This is a genomic window from Acidobacteriota bacterium, from assembly GCA_026393675.1.
Classification (GTDB): Bacteria; Acidobacteriota; Vicinamibacteria; order Vicinamibacterales; family JAKQTR01; genus JBAXOX01.
The window spans coordinates 14,806-31,822 of sequence record JAPKZQ010000038.1; the positions used below are offsets into that span (position 1 = coordinate 14,806).

11 protein-coding genes are annotated in these 17,017 nt (G+C 66.5%); 8 read left to right on the forward strand and 3 right to left on the reverse strand.

Annotation, left to right across the window (positions count from 1 at the left end):
- The first annotated feature begins 17 nt into the window (after positions 1–17).
- Positions 18–2,198 (forward strand): tetratricopeptide repeat protein, encoded by a 2,181-nt coding sequence (locus tag NT151_09055; GenBank protein MCX6539066.1) that lies wholly within the window; start codon positions 18–20, stop codon positions 2,196–2,198.
- A gap of 45 nt (positions 2,199–2,243) precedes the next feature.
- Here the strand turns inward: NT151_09055 and NT151_09060 are convergent, their stop codons facing one another.
- Positions 2,244–4,439: a VWA domain-containing protein gene (locus NT151_09060; protein ID MCX6539067.1), complete on the reverse strand. Its 2,196-nt coding sequence runs from the start codon at positions 4,437–4,439 to the stop codon at positions 2,244–2,246.
- A gap of 241 nt (positions 4,440–4,680) precedes the next feature.
- Between NT151_09060 and NT151_09065 the strand changes: the two genes are divergently transcribed.
- Positions 4,681–6,210, forward strand: a complete 1,530-nt coding sequence (locus NT151_09065; protein ID MCX6539068.1) for a bifunctional glycosyltransferase/class I SAM-dependent methyltransferase — start codon at positions 4,681–4,683, stop codon at positions 6,208–6,210.
- 96 nt (positions 6,211–6,306) lie between these two features.
- On the forward strand, positions 6,307–8,250 hold the full coding sequence (locus tag NT151_09070; GenBank protein MCX6539069.1) for a tetratricopeptide repeat protein: 1,944 nt from the start codon (positions 6,307–6,309) through the stop codon (positions 8,248–8,250).
- A 30-nt stretch (positions 8,251–8,280) separates the two neighbouring features.
- Here NT151_09070 and NT151_09075 read toward each other — a convergent pair whose 3' ends face one another.
- Entirely contained in the window at positions 8,281–9,675 is a 1,395-nt protein-coding gene (locus NT151_09075) for an HD domain-containing protein (protein MCX6539070.1), read from the reverse strand.
- A gap of 131 nt (positions 9,676–9,806) precedes the next feature.
- Entirely contained in the window at positions 9,807–12,059 is a 2,253-nt protein-coding gene (locus NT151_09080) for a HEAT repeat domain-containing protein (GenBank protein MCX6539071.1), read from the reverse strand.
- 106 nt (positions 12,060–12,165) lie between these two features.
- On the opposite strand from NT151_09080, the gene NT151_09085 reads away from it, so the two are divergent.
- The 5 genes from NT151_09085 to NT151_09105 are packed head-to-tail and all read left to right on the forward strand — an operon-like array spanning position 12,166 to position 16,619.
- On the forward strand, positions 12,166–13,470 hold the full coding sequence (locus NT151_09085; GenBank protein MCX6539072.1) for a thymidine phosphorylase: 1,305 nt from the start codon (positions 12,166–12,168) through the stop codon (positions 13,468–13,470).
- A 19-nt stretch (positions 13,471–13,489) separates the two neighbouring features.
- On the forward strand, positions 13,490–14,932 hold the full coding sequence (locus tag NT151_09090) for a NupC/NupG family nucleoside CNT transporter (protein MCX6539073.1): 1,443 nt from the start codon (positions 13,490–13,492) through the stop codon (positions 14,930–14,932).
- Positions 14,929–15,750, forward strand: coding sequence for a purine-nucleoside phosphorylase (locus tag NT151_09095; protein MCX6539074.1), 822 nt, complete (start codon positions 14,929–14,931; stop codon positions 15,748–15,750). Before NT151_09090 ends, NT151_09095 begins: the two co-directional genes overlap by 4 nt.
- Positions 15,751–15,796: 46 nt before the next feature.
- Positions 15,797–16,177 carry a PilZ domain-containing protein gene (locus NT151_09100; GenBank protein ID MCX6539075.1) on the forward strand — a complete coding sequence of 127 codons (381 nt, stop codon included), beginning with the start codon at positions 15,797–15,799 and terminating at the stop codon, positions 16,175–16,177.
- The gene (locus tag NT151_09105; GenBank protein MCX6539076.1) at positions 16,152–16,619 is read left to right on the forward strand and encodes a cytidine deaminase; all 468 of its coding nucleotides are present in this window, start codon (positions 16,152–16,154) and stop codon (positions 16,617–16,619) included. Before NT151_09100 ends, NT151_09105 begins: the two co-directional genes overlap by 26 nt.
- Positions 16,620–17,017 lie beyond the last annotated feature (398 nt).

Below are 17,017 nucleotides of genomic sequence, written 5' to 3' on the forward strand. Positions count from 1 at the left end.
GATTGATCGCCACCACGATGGGCCGAACTGCTCGAGCGCGCCGGAACCGAACCACCCGTCGCGCCATTACAGGCCACACTCCCCGAAGCGGGTCTCGCTTTGCCCCAACCGCCCTGGTTGCGCTCCTCGTCGCCGTCGCCGCAATCGTCGCCTACCAGACGAGCTTCGCCGGCGTGTTCGTCTTCGACGACGAGTTCGCGATCCAGCGCAATCCGAACATCCGCACGCTCTGGCCGCTGACCCGGGCGCTCGCCGCGCCTCCGGAGAGCCCGGTCTCGGCGCGGCCGGTCGCGAGCCTGACGCTGGCCGTCAACTACGCGTTGGCGCCTCCCGAGTCGCGCGACGTGATGGCGCCAGGCGGCGCCGATGCGTCCCCCGATATCACCAGGCGCTTCCTGGCCAACGTGTGGGGCTACCATTGCGTGAACCTGGTCCTGCATGTGCTCGCCGCGCTCGCGATCGTTGGCGTCGTCCGGCGCACGCTCCTGTCCGATCGACTCCGCCCGCGCTTCGGGCCTGTTTCGCGCGTGCTGGCCTCAGCCGTCGCGCTCGTGTGGGTCGTCCACCCGCTGACCACCGATGCCGTCACCTACGTCACGCAACGGACCGAGGTCCTGATGGGCCTGTTCTACCTCCTCACGCTGTACTTCGCGATCCGGGGGGCGGATGCGGGTATCGATCGGGCGCGGCGACGCGGGTGGACGGCCGCCGCGATCATCGCGTGCACACTGGGCATGGGCAGCAAGCAGACCATGGTGACCGCGCCATTTGTCGTCTTCGTGTGGGACTGGATGTTCGGATCCCGGACAGGGGAGGCCGCGACGGCGCCCGGCACTCCGCGGCTACGTCCTTCGATGCACAAGAACGAAGACGTATTTGTGCCCTCAGGACGTAGTGCTGAGGGAGCAACGATGCCCCATCGGGTCGACAGAGTTACGGCGCGGTACTTGCGACTCGAAGCACTACGGTGGCGGCTTTATGCAGGATTGGCCGCGACGTGGGTGATGCTCGCGGCCGGCCTCGCGCTGGAACGGTGGCCGCACTCGATCGGGATGAACCGCGAGGGCTGGACGCCCTGGACCTACTTGCTGACGCAGGCCGGCGTCATTGTGCACTACTTGCGGCTCTCGTTGGTCCCCGTTCCTCTCGTCCTCGACTACGATGGCTGGCCAATGGCGCGATCCGTCCTCGACGTCTGGCCGCAGGCGGCGCTCCTCGTCGTCCTGCTTGGCGCCACGATTGCCGCTATTGTCCGACGGGTGCCGTGGGGATTTGCCGCCGCCTGGTTCTTCGCGCTGCTCGCGCCCTCTTCCAGCGTCCTGCCGCTCGCCACCGAGATCGCCGCCGAACGCCGGATGTACACGGCACTCGTGGCCGTCGTGGCGCTCGCAGTCATCGGTACATACGCGCTGGGCCAGCGTCTGCTCGAGCGGCTGGTCCCGGAAGTGCGACCGCGACGCACAGTCCGGGCCGTCGCCGTCCTCGCGCTCGCGGGCGTGGTGGGCGGCCTGGGCGTGCTCACCCTCGAGAGAAATCGGGATTATTGGAGTGAGGAGCGGATCTGGCAGGATACGGTGGACAAGCGCCCGGACAATCCCAGGGCGCGGCTGAATTACGGCGTCCAGCTCGCCGCCAGGCGGCGTCTTCCGGAAGCGGAGACGCAACTGCGAGAGGCCTTGCGGCTGAAGGAGCCGGTCGCCAAGGCTCACCTCAACCTGGGTTCGATCCTCTGTTCCGAACAGCGGTTTGGAGAAGGCGTGCCGCATCTTGAGCGCGCCATCGCGCTCGACCCCGAACTGTCGACCGCGCACGCGAATCTCGGCGAGGCATATGGCGCGCTGGGACGCCGTGCGTCGGCGGCGAAGCAGTTCGCGTTGGCCGTCGAGCAGGAACCCGACAAGCTAATGCTCCTGAATCGGCTTGGATGGCTGCTCGCCACATCGCCGGAAGACGACGTGCGCGATGCCGCAAAGGCTGTAGAGGTGGGCGAACGCGCGGTCCGTCTGACGTCGCGACAGGACCCGCTGTCGCTGGATACGCTGGCGGCCGCCTACGCCGAGGCCGGCCGCTTCGACGAAGCGGCAGCCACTGCGCGCGAAGCGCTGCATTTGGAAGCCAGGCGCGGGACGGTCGACCGCGAGCTGGCGGACCGCCTTTCGCTCTACACAAGCGGCCGAAAGTTCCGCGAATCGAGGTGAGATCCACCGCGGCACGCCGCCCGCCGAGGATGACGGCGTCGCCGCTTAGCGTCCTACTACAGTGAACGCGGTCTCGTGGCGTACCGGCTTGTCCGCATCCAGGCGCGAGCGCACCTCGATCGCCAGCACGTAGGACCCTGGCGCGATGGCCGCGAGCGGCACCTTCACCACGTATCCGAACCCGCCCGTCGTTCCCGCCGCCGCTTGGATCTCGCGGGTCGATCGCGTGTCCTCGTGCCGGAACACCACCTGTCCCTGTTCATTGATGACCGTCGCGATGATATCCAGTCCGTGCGGCGTGGCGATCTTCGAGTCGTACACCTCGGTGAGTACCGACAGCTGGTCGCTCTGGCGGAAACGCCGCAGCACCGACGGCGTGTCGGGCAGCATCCGGCGCCGTTCCGGGTCCGGCCTGGGGTTGGCCGCCATCGACTCGGCGGACGCGATGACGACGCCGCTCATCGAGAGCGGCAGCTTGGCGTAGTCGGGGACCTCAAGGTCGCAGTGGACCGATCCGATGCTTCCGGCATTCTCGTCGCGTGCCGCGACGCGCAGCGAGTACCGCCCGGGCGGCAGCGATACGCGCGATTCAACAAGCAGGCCGACCTCGTTGACCATTTTGTACAGGTCCGGCTTCAGCGGCATCGCCAGGTTGACGTGTTCGCCGCCGGTGGTCTTCCCCAGTTCGTCGACGGCGACGAACGACACCTCCAGCTTGCCGTTGAAGCGGCCGCCCTCGTCGACGAACTTCACAGAGCCGGGCGGTGTCTGCAGCATCAGCAGGACGGAGGCGCGGCCGGGAGCCGTGTTGAAGGGCGCGGCCGTCACCGCGATGGGCAGGCCGGCAACGGGCAGCGCCGACAGCAGCGCCTCCCGCAGCGGCAGCGACGTGCCCTCGCTGGTCTCGACGACCGGCGCCTCCTGCTTGTCGGCCTTGGGCATCACGTACCCCCGGCGCGCCGTCACCTTGAGGCCGGCCCTCCGAACCCGGACGTCGATCTTGCGGTACTTCCCGTCGCGCTTGTCGTTGGTCGGGTAGTACCCGAGGATGTAGTACCGGCTGTTGTCGGCCCGGATCCGTTCGAAGGCATTCGCGAACGAGCGCGAGATGACCGCGAAGCCGCCGGTTGCTGTCGACACCGTGCGCAAGTTGTCCTGCGCGGCTTGGATGCCGTCCAGCACCTTGCTGCTGCGCACGATCTCGATGCCGGTTTTTGCGTCGTAGTCGCCCGGGTTCGCGCTCGCGATGTCCACCATGTCGTCGCCGCCCTGCGTGTACATGCTCGGGTCGAATGCATACAGCGTCACGTTGGCCCGATTGGCGGCGTCGATAAAATCGCGCAATTTGTCACGCAGTTCGCCCCTCGCCAGCGGGAAGCCCTTGGGCGCCTCGGCCTTCATGGGGTCCACGCCGGTTTCGCCCTGACTGAGCCGGTTGTTCAACGGGGCGTACATCGGCAGGATGTCATTTGCCGCGATGTCGAGGTCCGGCCCCTCGCCGATCATCACGATGGACTTGCGCCGGCTTGGGATCGTTCCGGCAAAGGTCGACAGCGATGCGAGTGTGTCAAGCCACGTGCGCGCGTTGTACATGCGCTGCGGATCGGCGGCATCCGCCGAGGCCTCGTCGGGCGCCCCCATCGTCGACAGGCTGGCCAGACCGGGAGAGATGATCTTGCGCCCCTGGAACTTCTCCACCGCCTCGAGCAGCAGGCGCCGGTTGTTGGTGAACTCCTGGGCCGCCCTGCGGTTTCCGGACGTGACCACGAGGGCGGCAACGTCGTTGGGCGCCATGTTCTGCTCGATGAACATGCGCGCGATGCGCCGCGCGGCGAGACTGCGGGCCGGGTGTACGTGCAGATCGTCCATGACGATCAGGTACAGGCGGCCGGGCGGCACCTCGTTGGTGTACACGTCGGGTTCCAACTGATGTCCGGACACCAACGCCGGCAACGAGCGTGGTTCCACCGGCACGTTGACCACCTCGATGCGGTCGATGTTCTGCTTCTTGCCGTCCTCGAAGACCTCGAAGTCGTCCTTCGTGAGGTCGGGCACGAATTGGCCGGCATTGTCGTAAACGGTGGCGTCGACCTGAATATAGTCAACACGCGAACGGAAGGTCGCGCGCGACTGTTCCTTCTGACCCTGCTGACCCTTCGGCGCCTGATCACCATGGAGGGACAACAGCAGGGGAGCGACGACGAACGCCACAACAAGCAGAGGCTTCGAGTACGGTCTCATGATTCGAACACTCCGGACCTTTCGGGACCCGTGAGAAAGGTCGAGATCGCAAGGCTGGCACAACGAGTATACGTCGATTTCCCGGCCGGGAGACTGCGGGAACGCGCCGCATCCGTGTGGGTGACGCCTCCGCTCACTGCCGCGTTTGCGGACCCTCGGGGCATTTGCTAAGATCTTCGCGAGTTCCGATCGTCGCGTTCCCCTCCGTTCGCAATCCTCACCGGGACTGGCTGCCACAACGATGCATGAAAACGGCCGGCCACGTCTGCTCGTGCTCATCGTCGCCTACCACGCCGAGAAGACGATCCATCCGACGTTGGAGCGAATCCCGGCAAGTCTGCTGGAGACCTACGACGTCGAGGTCCTGGTCATCGACGACAGCTCGGCGGATGGCACCTTCGAGCACGGCGACGCGGTCCGCCGCGCCGGGACGCTCCCGTTTCGGCTGACGGTCCTCTTCAATCCGGTCAACCAGGGCTACGGGGGAAATCAGAAGATCGGCTTCCACTACGCCATCCAGCATCGGTTCGATTTCGTGGCCCTGATCCACGGGGACGGCCAGTACGCCCCCGAGTGCCTGCCCGAGCTGCTCGAACCGCTCGCGAAGGGTGAAGCGGATGCGGTGCTGGGCTCGCGCATGTTGCGAAAGGCCGACGCCCTTCGCGGTGGCATGCCGCTCTACAAGTTCGTCGGCAACCGGATCCTGACGACGCTGCAGAACTGGCTGCTCGGATCGCATCTGAGCGAGTTCCATTCGGGGTACCGGGTATACACGACCGACGCGTTGCGCAGGATCCCGTTTCAGCTCGACACCAACGTCTTTCACTTCGATACCGAGATCATCATTCAACTGATGAAGGCTGGACTGCGCATCAAAGAGATGCCGATTCCCACCTACTACGGAAACGAGATCTCCCGCGTCAACGGGATCACGTACGCGAAGGGCGTGTTGATGGCCTCCATCCGGGCGCTGGCGCAGGAATGGTCGGTCTTCTACGACCGGAAGTTCGACTGCATTCCGTCGACCAGCAGCAACGCGCACTACCAGCCGAGGCTGGGTTTCGAAAGCGCGCACACGCTGGCTCTCGACCGCATCCCGCCCGGTTCCCGCGTGGTGGACATTGGATGCGCCGGCGGATACCTTGGACAGATCCTGCGGGAGCGCGGTTGTCACGTGACCGGGATCGACAGGTTTCCGCTGGCCGAGGGATGTACGCTCGATGACTTCCAGCTCGGCGATTTGAACCGGAGCCCGTTTCCCCTCGACCTGGACCACGTTGACTATGCCGTCATGCTCGACGTCATCGAGCATCTGGCCTCGCCCGAGCGTTTCGTGGACGATTTCATCGCCGCCGCTGCCCGCAACCCGAAGATCAAGCTGATCGTGAGCACGGGAAACGTGGCATTCATCGTCGTGCGGCTGATGATGCTCGTCGGCCAGTTCAACTACGGCAAGCGTGGCATCCTGGACCTGACGCATACGCGACTGTTCACGTTCCGCTCCTTCAGACGGCTGTTCGAACAGTCGGGGTTCGAGATCCTGGAATGTCGGGGCGTGCCGGCCCCGTTTCCGCTTGCGCTCGGTCGCGGGGTCGTCGGCCGGCTGTTGCTGAACCTGAACAAGGTGCTCCTGCGTATCAGCCGCCCGCTGTTCGCGTTCCAGATCTTCGCCGTGGTCCAGCCCAAGCCGGGTTTGGAATACCTGCTGGAACGTGCCCGGCGGGAAGCCGATCGTCGATCGACGGCTCCTGAGGACTCGCGGCCGCACTAGCTCAGCCGAGCCATGGCCACCAGACGCAGACCGCCCCGCGCGCCCATCAAACCAGTCCAAGCGGCACCTCCGGCGCGAGCCCCACGGTCGCGAGCCTTGCGAACAGGAGCATGGTCGGATCTGCCATGGGTCGCTCTGATCGTCGCGGCCGGAATCTTCGCCTACTCGAATAGCTTCGGCGGCGCGTTTGTGCTCGACGACGTGCGGGCTATTGTCCGGAACGCATCCATCCGCTCGCTGTGGCCGCTGACCGGGGCTCTCGCCCCGCCGACGAGATCAACCGTGGCGGGCCGGCCGATCGCCAATTTGTCGTTTGCCATCAACTACGCGCTGGCGCCAGGCGGATCAGGGGAGAGGCCCGGGGGGGATGAGGCCAGTGGCGGTGTCGACGTTCGCGACCCGACCCCGTATCACGCCGGCAACCTCGTCATCCATTTGTGCGCCGCCCTCGCGCTGTTCGGCGTGACCCGCCGGACGCTGCGGAGCCCGGCGCTCGAGTCGAGATTCGGGGCGGCCTCGTCGTGGCTTGCCCTGACGGTCACGCTCGTATGGGTCGTCCACCCGATCCAGACCGCGGCGGTCACCTACCTCGTTCAGCGGGTCGAATCGCTCATGGGGCTGTTCTATCTGCTGACGCTCTACTGCGCGATCCGCGCGATGACTGGTCCTCGACGGCGATGGTGGACCGCGGCCGCCATCGCGAGTTGTGCCTGCGGCATGGCAACCAAGGAAGTGATGGTGACCGCGCCGATCGTGGTCGCAATGTGGGCGCGCCTGTTCGGAACAACGGGAGCCGGCGGTCGGGCCGGGATGCGATGGGGATTGCTGGCCGGCCTCGCTTCCACGTGGATGGTCCTGGCGATCCTGGTCGCCAACGAACGGCGAGGTCCGTCTGTCAGTGTCGCGTGGGACACGGTGTGGCCCTATCTACTTGCCCAGGCAGAGGTGGTCGTGCACTACCTGCGCCTGGCGTTGCTGCCTACGCCGCTCGTGTTTCTCTATGACTGGCCGCTCGGTTCGTCGCTCGGAGCGGTGGCTTGGCAGGCGTGCCTCCTGGCGGCGTTGGTCATCGTGACGGCCATTAGCATCGCGCGACGCCACCCCGCGAGCTTTCTTGGCGCCTGGTTCTTTCTCATCCTCGCGCCCTCGTCCAGCCTGCTGCCGATCGTGACGGAGGTGGCGGCGGAGCATCGGATGTACCTGCCGCTCGCGGGCGTCGTCGCGGCAGCTGTCCTCGGCCTCTTTGTCCTCGGTCGCAAGGTCGTGCCATCGCCGAAGGCCGCTGGCGTTGTCGGCGCCCTCGCGGCGGTGGCCGTCGTTGGCGCTCTGGGCGTCGAAACGCACGCGAGAAACCGCGTGTACTGGAGCGCGGAGGGCCTGTGGCAGGACACGGTGAGCAAGCGCCCGAACGATGCCCGAGCCCGCGTGGCGTACGGAGAAGCCCTCTCCAGTGCTGGGCGTCTGGCAGACGCCGAAGCGCAACTCCAGGCCGCGATCGCGCTGGCGCCTGACGATCCGTCGGCGCGGGTGAGACTCGGCGCGGTCCTGGCGCAGCAGCGCAGGTACGACGCGGCAGCAACCCACCTCGAGCGCGCTCTCGCCCTGCGGCCCGGCGATGTCGACGCGCACCGCTTTCTTGGCGAGATCTACAGGATCCAACGGCGAGATCCGCTGGCCGTGCGGCACTACGAACAGGCGCTCGCGTCGCTGTCGGAGGATGCGCCGCTGGCGCTGGAGTTGATGGCGAAACTGGCAGCCATCCTTGCTGACTCAGGCGACCTGTCGGTCAGGAACCCATCCCGGGCGTGGGAACTGGCCGACCGGGCCGTGCACGTCACGGCCGGGCGCGACCCGCGCATGCTCGAAATCCTGTCGGTGGCGCAGGCCGCCTCCGGCCGACTCGCGGATGCCGCCGCCACCGCGCGCAGGGCGGCTGAGGTGGCCAGGGGCCGGGGCGATCGCGCGTTGGTTTCAGCGCTCGAATACCGGGCATTAGCCTACGAGGACGCGGCGAGGCAGGCGCCTGGCCCGAGGCGCTGAGCGGCCCGTCTTCCGCCGATCCATTTTCCGTCAGGCGGTGGCCTCGTCGAGAAACGGCAGGGGATCGATGCCGAGATCCTTCGGGTCGACCGGCGTCACGATGCGTGGTGGCGGCCCAAGCGTGCTGTCGTCCATCCAGAGCGCCAGGTCCACCGGTTTGGCCAGGCGGTGTCCGTCCGGGCCAATGACGACGCGCACGGCCGGACGGGACGGATCGGGCGCGTGCGTGCGCAGGACAACCGCAATGGCGCCGGTATCCAGCCTGACCATGTTTCCGGGCGGATAGATGCCGAGCAACTGGCTGAACCGGCGGACCAGGTGCTGGTCAAACCGTGTGCCGTCGTTCTGCTGCAGGACGGCCTGGATGCGGTCGGTTGGAAAGGCCTGCTGGTAACTGCGCTGCGAACGCATGGCGTCGTAGATGTCGGCGATGCCGCACACCTGGGTGGCCAGGTTCAGGCTGCCGCGCGGGGCGCTCATGGGGTATCCGGTGCCGTCAATTCGCAGGTGGTGCTCGAAGGCCACCACGGCGGCCAGTGGCGGCAGTTCGAGCTGTCGCCGCAGGATTTCGGCGCCATCCACCGGATGCCGCTTCATGATGGCAAATTCGGCATCGGTGAGTTTGTCGGGTTTGGTCAGAATTTCGGCGGGCGTCCTGATTTTTCCGATGTCGTGCATCAGGCCTGCCAGGCCGAACTGGCGCAGCAGCGTGCCGTCGATGCCGAGGCTCTTGGCCTGCGCCATTGTCAGCACGCTGACGTTGACCATGTGCGTGAACGAGTAGTTGTCGTACCGGCACAGGGCGGTCAGGGCCATCATCGCCCGACGGTTCTGGCCGACGCCGCTGGCGAGGCCCTCGACAATCGCCATGGCCGCCTCCGGATCGGCGGCGCCTTCTGAACGGGTCTGCTCCCAGAGCGCCTCGACGTTGCTGACCGCCTGGGAGTAGATGTCGCGGGCGGCGCCGATGTCGAAGCGGCCCGTCGACTCGACGTGCTTCTGGAGGTACAGCCGGCCCACGTGAATGTGCGCGGTGCCGTCGACGCCCGGGACGTCGCGGTCACCGTCGCCGGTTCGGCCGCTCACGTGTGCCAGGGCACGAACAAACGCGACGAGTTCGTCTCTGTCCACGCCGGGATCGATCGCCAGCCGTTCGATGCCGGCCACCCGGAACCGTTCCGCTGTCTCGGCGGCGCCGGTGGCGGCCAACATCGGAATGCCGTCCACCACGATCTGGCGGTCGACCAATCCGATGACGACGGAGGCGTGCTCGATCTGCAGCCGCTCCAGCGCTTCGATGAGGTGCTCGGTGGCGCGCACCACGATGGGGTGATCGGCCGAGTACAGCTGAATGGCTTTGACCGCGGCGGCGAAACGCTTCAGCACGCCTTCCGAGACCTGCACCCGGCGGGCATCATCGGTCATGAGCGTCTCTCCCGAAGTCTCCGATCCATGAATCCGGCAATGAGTACACTCCCTCAGGACTTCGTGCTGAGCGAGCATTGTTCAACCGATCGCGTGGCAAGCATCTACAACCGCAATTGCGAGTCGAAGCACTACTGTCGATTCTCTGACTCGTGCGCGGCGAGATGGCGGCGCGCAGCCGATCTGGCCCCTCGCGGCCCCGTGCTGGCGGCGGCGCGAAGGGCGTCGAGAGCGTCGGGTGTGCCGATGCGGGCGATGGCTTCGGCTGCCAGACGGCGTAGCACGACAATCTTGAACGGGGCCCAGACCACTCGCTTGTTCATCACGTCGGCCAGCGCGTCGACGGCGGTTCGGCCGCCAATCGCGCCCAGCCTCTGCACGGCGCGTTCGTACACCTGCCACATCGGGCCGCGGCACGGAGCCGACCGAACCAGATACGCGAGTATCGGCAGGGCATCGTCGTTCGGGATGGAGGAGAGGACGCCGGTGATGACCGAGCGGGCATGTTCCGTCCCGGTACTCAACGCGCGCGTCAAGGTTTCGAACGCGGCCTCGCTGTGCATCATCGCGATCGCGCGTGTCGCGTCGCGTTGCACGTTCGGCTCCGCGTCGTTCAGCAGGCTCTCGAGGTCGACGAGCGCGTTACTGCCGCCGAACTCGCTCAACAGCAGCACGGCGGTGCGGCGCACGGCCGCATTGGGCGACTGTATCAGCCGCTCGACGGCCTGGCGTCCCGCGGCGCCAAGGCCCAGGAGGATCTCGATGAGCCGTTCGCGTGCGCGAGTGCGCTCCTCGCGCGAGAGCACCTCGGCTAGAGGCCCGACAATCGATGTGCCGAGCGCGTGGCAGAAGCGCTTCGCGCCGGCGATCGTGTCCTTGTCGCTTGTGTCCAAATAGGCCGCCACGTGACGCATCATGGCCGCATTCAGCATGTGGTCCACTAGGATTCCTGCCGCCGTCTGCACGGCTGGCTCGTCGTGATATTGCGCCTGGTGGTGCATCGCGCCGACCAGGAAGGTGGCCGACGGAAAGTCGCCGACCACGACCAGCATATCGATGCGAGCGATGGCCAGATCCGCCAGTTCGCGCCATCGGCGGACGTCGTGTTGCAGGACCATCAGGTCGATCAGCATCTGGGCGTCGAGCAGCCTGACGGCCGATTCGTCCACCGAGTGGGCCCACGCCGCGATACGGTCCGGCGGGTCTGTCTGATCCCGATCCAGTTCCACGGCACGATCCGCGATCCGGCGGAGTTCGCCGTCGTACGCGTCCGACACAAAGCGCTCATCGGAGTACGTCAGCAGAAAGTCTTCCGATGACTGCCACGCGCTGGCGGCGGTGGCGTCGTTCTGGACACTGCCGCGTTCGACCGACTTCCGCGCCAGATTCAGGATGGCCGAACGTCGGGTTCGGTCGGGCGCGAGTCCGCAGAACGCGTCGGCCAGCATTGACGACGTGCCGCGGCCGCTGCGCACCTCGGTGGCGATCATGTCGGCGATGGTGCCGTCCTGGACGCGGCGCGCAAGATCCGCGACGAAGCGGCCGAGACTGGCGCGCGTGCCCGCCTTGGACGCCTTCAGCATGGGGCCAAGCGTGGCGACCGGCAGCCGCGCGGCGGCATCGGCGATCGCCGACATCACCGAGTCGAGCGCGTCAGGCTGCGTTCGACCGACGAACTGTGCGACGGCGTGGAGCAGGCCCCCCAGGGCCTCGGCGCCGCCAGTGCCTTCCCCTGAGACCTGTTCATTGATTGCGGTGAACAACTCGCCGATCTTCCCCGGGCGCTCGAGGATCTCGCTGATCAGGTTGATGGTCCAATCGTCCAGGCCGACTTGATTCCCTTCGAGACACTCGGCGACGATCCGCTCCCATGTCGCGCGGTCGCCTCGGATGCGCTCGCGAAGGAGTTCATCGAAATTGATGCGGCGCACCTCAATCCCCGACTGACCCTCGGACGACCACAACCGTGGCAGCCCGCCCCGAAGGCGCGCCTGATCAGGCGGCACGGCGAGGACGGTCAGGAAGCGGCGCCACAACTCCGCGTCAGTCTGAGATTGGACGATGAGCTGCCCGACCTGATGGGCGTGGAGCAGCGCGGCCAGTTCGGTGACGGCCGCGTCGGGTTTCGCGATCTGCCGGCGGCCCACGGTCAGCGTATCCGGGGTGACGGCAATCGTCAGCGTGCCTGCGGCGGTCGCCGTCTGGGCGGCGGTGGCGAGACTCCACAACGCGCCCGCGACCGTCGGATGCTCCGCGGGATACAGCACCACGGCACGGGCCGCGGCCTTGCAGGCGCGGGCGAAGGCGTTGAGCAATGCGGCGGTATCGGCCGGCAGCGGATCGAGCGCGATGCCGTCGTCGTCGCGGGCGACATGGGCGGGCACGGAGGGTCGTTCGGGCGCAGGCATAGGACGAGCCACTGGCCGACAGGGGCTACCTGGTGATTATCGGCACCAGGCCGCCAGGACTTTCGCTATACTTCTGGCTTCCATGCGTGCCGTCGACATCATTCGCAAGAAACGGGACGGAATCGCGCTAAATCGCGACGAAATCGACAGTTTCGTCACGGGCGCGACCGACGGGTCCTGGCCCGACTACCAGATTTCTGCCCTGTTGATGGCCATCGTGCTCTGCGGGATGAGCGACGAGGAGACGGCTTGGCTGACCGATGCGATGGCTCGCTCAGGGGCCAGGTTCGACCTGGCGAGCCTGCCGGGGCTGAAAGTCGACAAGCACAGCACGGGCGGCGTGGGCGACAAGACCTCACTGGTGCTCGCTCCTCTGGCGGCCGCCTGCGGCGTCGTCGTGCCGATGATGTCGGGACGGGGTCTGGGACACACCGGTGGAACGCTCGACAAGTTGGAAGCGATTCCGGGCTTCAAGGTCGACATGTCGGCCCGCGAGATTGTCGATGCACTCGCCGAGGTGGGTTGCGTGATCGTTGGCCAGACGCGCGACATCGCCCCGGCCGACCGTCGACTCTACCGGCTTCGCGATGTGACGGCGACGGTGGAGAGTATTCCGCTCATCACCGCGTCGATCATGAGCAAGAAGCTCGCCGAGGGTATTGACGCCCTGGTGCTCGACGTCAAGGTCGGGCGCGGCGCGTTCATGAAGACGGCGCCGGAAGCCGAACAACTGGCTCGAGCGATGGTCAAAGCCGGACAGTTGGCCGGTGTGCGAACCGAGGCGGTGCTGACGCGGATGGATGCGCCGCTCGGGCGAGCCATCGGCAATGCGCTCGAGGTCGTGGAGTCGATCGAGACGCTGCGCGGCGAAGGTCCGCCTGATTTGACCGCCCTGTCGGTGCTGCTGGCGGCGCGGATGGTGCTGATGGCCGGACGCGCCGCGACGCCTGTCGAGGCCGAGCGGCTGGTTCGCTGCGCGCTGGCCTCGGGTGAGGGGCTCGCGAAGTTCCGGCAGATGGTGGCCAGGCAGGGCGGCGACGTGTCGGTGGTTGACGACCCGGCGCGTCTGGCGCTGGCGTCGGGCCGCGAGATGGTGCGCGCGGCGAGGTCCGGCTACGTGACGGGGCTCGACGCGATGCTGGTCGGCCGTGCGGCGGCCGCGCTGGGCGCGGGACGGGCCACCGCCGAGGACAAGATCGATCACGGCGTTGGCATCAAGGTGCTGGCGACGCTGGGCGCACTGGTGCGCGCGGGCGAACCGATCCTGGAGCTCTACCATCGCGACAGCCTGGGGCTGCGTGATGCCGTCGATCTGGCCGGGCAGGCGATTGAACTCGGTGCGGCGCCGCCGGCGCCGCAGCCCCTCATGGTTGGCGAGATTGTGTGACATCTTTCCTGGAGATGGAATGGCCACGACACCTGTAACGACACCGGGCGGCCAGGGCTGGCGCCTGTCCTCGACCGAAATCTGGATCTTTGCTGGTGGCGCGCTGGCGGCCTTGGTAGCCGTGCTGCTGGCCGGCCCCGGCGGCCTGCCCAAGGCGCAGCCGTTCGCGGGCGCCATCGTCATCCTGGGCATCGCCTACGCGCTCTCTAACAACCGGCGGGCCATCGATCTCAAGACGGTGCTGTGGGGCCTCGGGCTGCAGATCGTCTTTGCGCTGTTCGTCCTGAAGAACGAATGGGGCCAGCAGGCCTTCAAGTACCTGGGCGATCTCATCACGCGCCTGCTCGATTTCGCGAGCGTCGGCTCGTCATTCGTGTTCGGGCCGCTCGGCGACAAGCAGGCCTGGCCGCGCATTATGACCGCGGTGCTCGGCGACGAAGGAGCCCGCTATTCGATGATCTTCGCGTTCCAGGTGCTGCCCACGATCATCTTCATCGCCGCGCTCTTCGCCATCCTGTACTACTTCGGCGTGATGCAGTTCGTCGTGCGCATCTTTGCCTGGGGGATGCGGAAAGTGATGAAGGCGAGCGGCGCGGAGTCGCTGAACGTGGCGGCCAGCATCTTCATGGGCCAGACCGAGGCGCCGCTGACCATCCGGCCGTACCTGCCGAAAATGACGAATTCCGAGTTGATGACCGTCATGACATCTGGCATGGCGCACATCTCGGGCGGCATCATGGCGGCCTACATCCTGTTCGGGATCGAGGCCAAGCACCTGCTGACCGCCGTGATCATGACCGCGCCAGGCACGCTGATGATGGCGAAGATGTTCGTGCCCGAGACCGAAGTGCCCGAGACGATGGGGACGGTGAAGCTGGATGTGGAGCGGACCGACGTGAACGTCATCGACGCGGCGGGGCGCGGGACGGGCGAAGGGCTTCATCTGGCGCTCAACGTCGGGGCCATGCTGATCTCGTTTCTGGCGCTGGTGGCGTTGTTGAACGCGATGCTCGGGGGCGTCGGGTCGTTTGCGGCGACGAACCTGGGGATGACGTCGGTGGCCAACTTGAGCCTGCAGCAGGTGTTCGGCTGGGCGTTCTCGCCGGTCGCCTGGGCGATGGGTGTGCCCTGGAAGGACTCCCAGATCATCGGGAACCTGCTGGGCACGCGCATGGTGCTCAATGAGTTCGTCGCCTACGCGCAACTGGGTCAGTATGCCGGCGCGACCGCGGTGCACGCGGCGGGACCTCTGTTCGGCGTGCTTGATCCGAAGTCGTTCACGATTGCGACCTTCGCGTTGTGCGGGTTCGCGAACTTCAGCTCCATCGGCATTCAAATCGGCGGGATCAGCGCACTCGCGCCCACGCGGCGGCACGACCTGGCCCGTCTTGGGTTGCGGGCCATGCTGGCGGGCACGCTGGCCAACTTCATGACGGCGACTATTGCGGGGTTCCTGCTGTGACAGACGAATACGCCAGCATCCAGAATGCGGCAGCCTTCGTGCGCGAGCGCGTCGGCGAGGTGCCGCGCGTCGCCATCGTCCTCGGGTCGGGGCTTGGCGATTTTGCCAATACGCTGGCGAACGCCGTATCGGTGCCGTACGCCGCGATTCCGGGATGGCCCGTGTCGACCGTGGTCGGGCACGCGGGTCAGCTCGTGGTCGGCGAGGTGCGCGCTCACCGCGTACTGGTGCTGTCGGGCCGCGCGCATTTCTACGAAGGGCATCCGATGGCGACGGTGGTGTTCGCCACGCGCGTCATGGGGGTGCTCGGCGTCAAGACGATCATCCTGACCAACGCGGCCGGCGGGATCAATACGTCGTTTTCGCAGGGCGCGCTGATGGTGATGGATGACCATCTGAACCTGATGGGCACCAATCCGCTGGTCGGCGCCAACGACGAACGCTTCGGGCCGCGGTTTCCCGACATGACCGAGGTCTATTCAAAACGGCTCCGTGGGCTGGCCGATCAGGCCGCGAAGACGAACGGGCTGGCGATTGCGCACGGGGTCTATGCCGGGCTGCACGGGCCCAGCTACGAGACGCCGGCCGAGATTCGATACCTCCGCACCATCGGCGCCGACGCGGTCGGCATGTCCACCGTGGCGGGAGCGATTGTCGCCCGCCACATGGGGATGGAGGTACTCGGCATCTCGTGCATCACCAACATGGCTGCTGGCGTGCTGCCGCGGGTGCTGAACCATGCCGAGGTGATGGAGACCGCGCAGCGCGTCAAAGGCGCGTTTATCGCGTTGCTCGAGGAGATTGTAGGACAACTCTAATCAGGGCGAATCCTGGCGGTGTTCGAGTGAGCGGAAAGGAATCCGGATGACAGAGAAACGCAGGGACCCCCGGCGACATCTGGTGTACTACCTCTCTGTCATCGACGAGGACACCGGGCAGCTCATCGGCCGAATTGGCGATATTTCCCACGAAGGCCTGTTGTTGCTGACATCGACACCCCCTGAACTCTGGCGAACGTACCGCCTGCGCGTCATGCCGCCCGAGGACCTTGCCGTCGGTGAGGCCCTGGCGGTCAGCGCGCAGTGCATGTGGTCGAGGCCCGACGTCAATCCCGACCTGGGGCTGGCGGGGTTCCGGTTCGTCGCGACTGACGAGAAGACACAACGGGTCATCGGCGGGCTGATGCGCGATTTCGGTTTTGCCGATGGTCACAGTCTGGATGCCGACGACGAGGACGACGAGTGAAGACTCGCCTCGTCGGGTGCAGGCAACGTCCACATCGGAGTGCATCGTGGATCACAAGACCCTGGTTGACGCGGCGCGTCAGGCGCGCGAACGGGCGTTCGCGCCCTACTCGACCTTCAAGGTCGGAGCCGCACTCGAAACCACCGACGGCACGATCGTCACAGGCTGCAACATCGAGAACTCCACGTACGGCCTGACCATCTGCGCCGAGCGCGTCGCAGTGTTCAAGGCCGTCTCCGAGGGGCATCGGACCTTCCGGCGGATTGCCGTCGTGGCCGACACGCAGGAACCGACGCCGCCCTGCGGGCCCTGCCGCCAGATTCTCTGGGAGTTCTGCGGCGACATCGAAGTCATCCTCGCGAACCTCACCGACGAGAAGGGCCGTCACCAGATGAAGGACCTGCTGCCGCTGCCTTTTGACGCCCGCCTGCTCCACCCCTGACAGTAACGGGAAGGACAACGGTACAGGGTGAGGGCTCGCGATGCGTCCCCTCGAACCAAGCCGACAGCGAAGTCCTGAGCGAAGTCGAAGGGCGGTAGTCTGCAAAATGTGCCGTGAGGGCCGGAACAGGCGTGGGGATGTTCTCCGCGGGAAACGCCACACCGTGGCGTTTCCATGCGCACGTAGCCCAGCCACTAGCCGCCAAGTGCGAAGCGGAGCCTCCCCCACGCGCGTTCGGCAACACGTCCCGGTAAGGCGCATTTTGGTGCGCCGTGAAGCGGCGTGTTCCTCGTGGGATGAAAGGAGCCCACCCCTATGAACCGCTGAGCAGTAGGGTAGCGCGGTCCCCTGCGTGAGGTCGTGAGACCTCCAGCAGAAGCGGGACCTGTATGCCGGGC

Excerpts from the sequence above, each read along its gene's own strand:
- NT151_09055 (MCX6539066.1), top strand. The coding sequence starts at position 18 with ATGGGCCGAACTGCTCGAGCGCGCCGGAACCGAACCACCCGTCGCGCC.
- NT151_09060 (MCX6539067.1), bottom strand. The coding sequence starts at position 4,439 with ATGAGACCGTACTCGAAGCCTCTGCTTGTTGTGGCGTTCGTCGTCGCT.
- NT151_09065 (MCX6539068.1), top strand. The coding sequence starts at position 4,681 with ATGCATGAAAACGGCCGGCCACGTCTGCTCGTGCTCATCGTCGCCTAC.
- NT151_09075 (MCX6539070.1), bottom strand. The coding sequence starts at position 9,675 with ATGACCGATGATGCCCGCCGGGTGCAGGTCTCGGAAGGCGTGCTGAAG.
- NT151_09085 (MCX6539072.1), top strand. The coding sequence starts at position 12,166 with ATGCGTGCCGTCGACATCATTCGCAAGAAACGGGACGGAATCGCGCTA.
- NT151_09090 (MCX6539073.1), top strand. The coding sequence starts at position 13,490 with ATGGCCACGACACCTGTAACGACACCGGGCGGCCAGGGCTGGCGCCTG.
- NT151_09100 (MCX6539075.1), top strand. The coding sequence starts at position 15,797 with ATGACAGAGAAACGCAGGGACCCCCGGCGACATCTGGTGTACTACCTC.
- NT151_09105 (MCX6539076.1), top strand. The coding sequence starts at position 16,152 with ATGCCGACGACGAGGACGACGAGTGAAGACTCGCCTCGTCGGGTGCAG.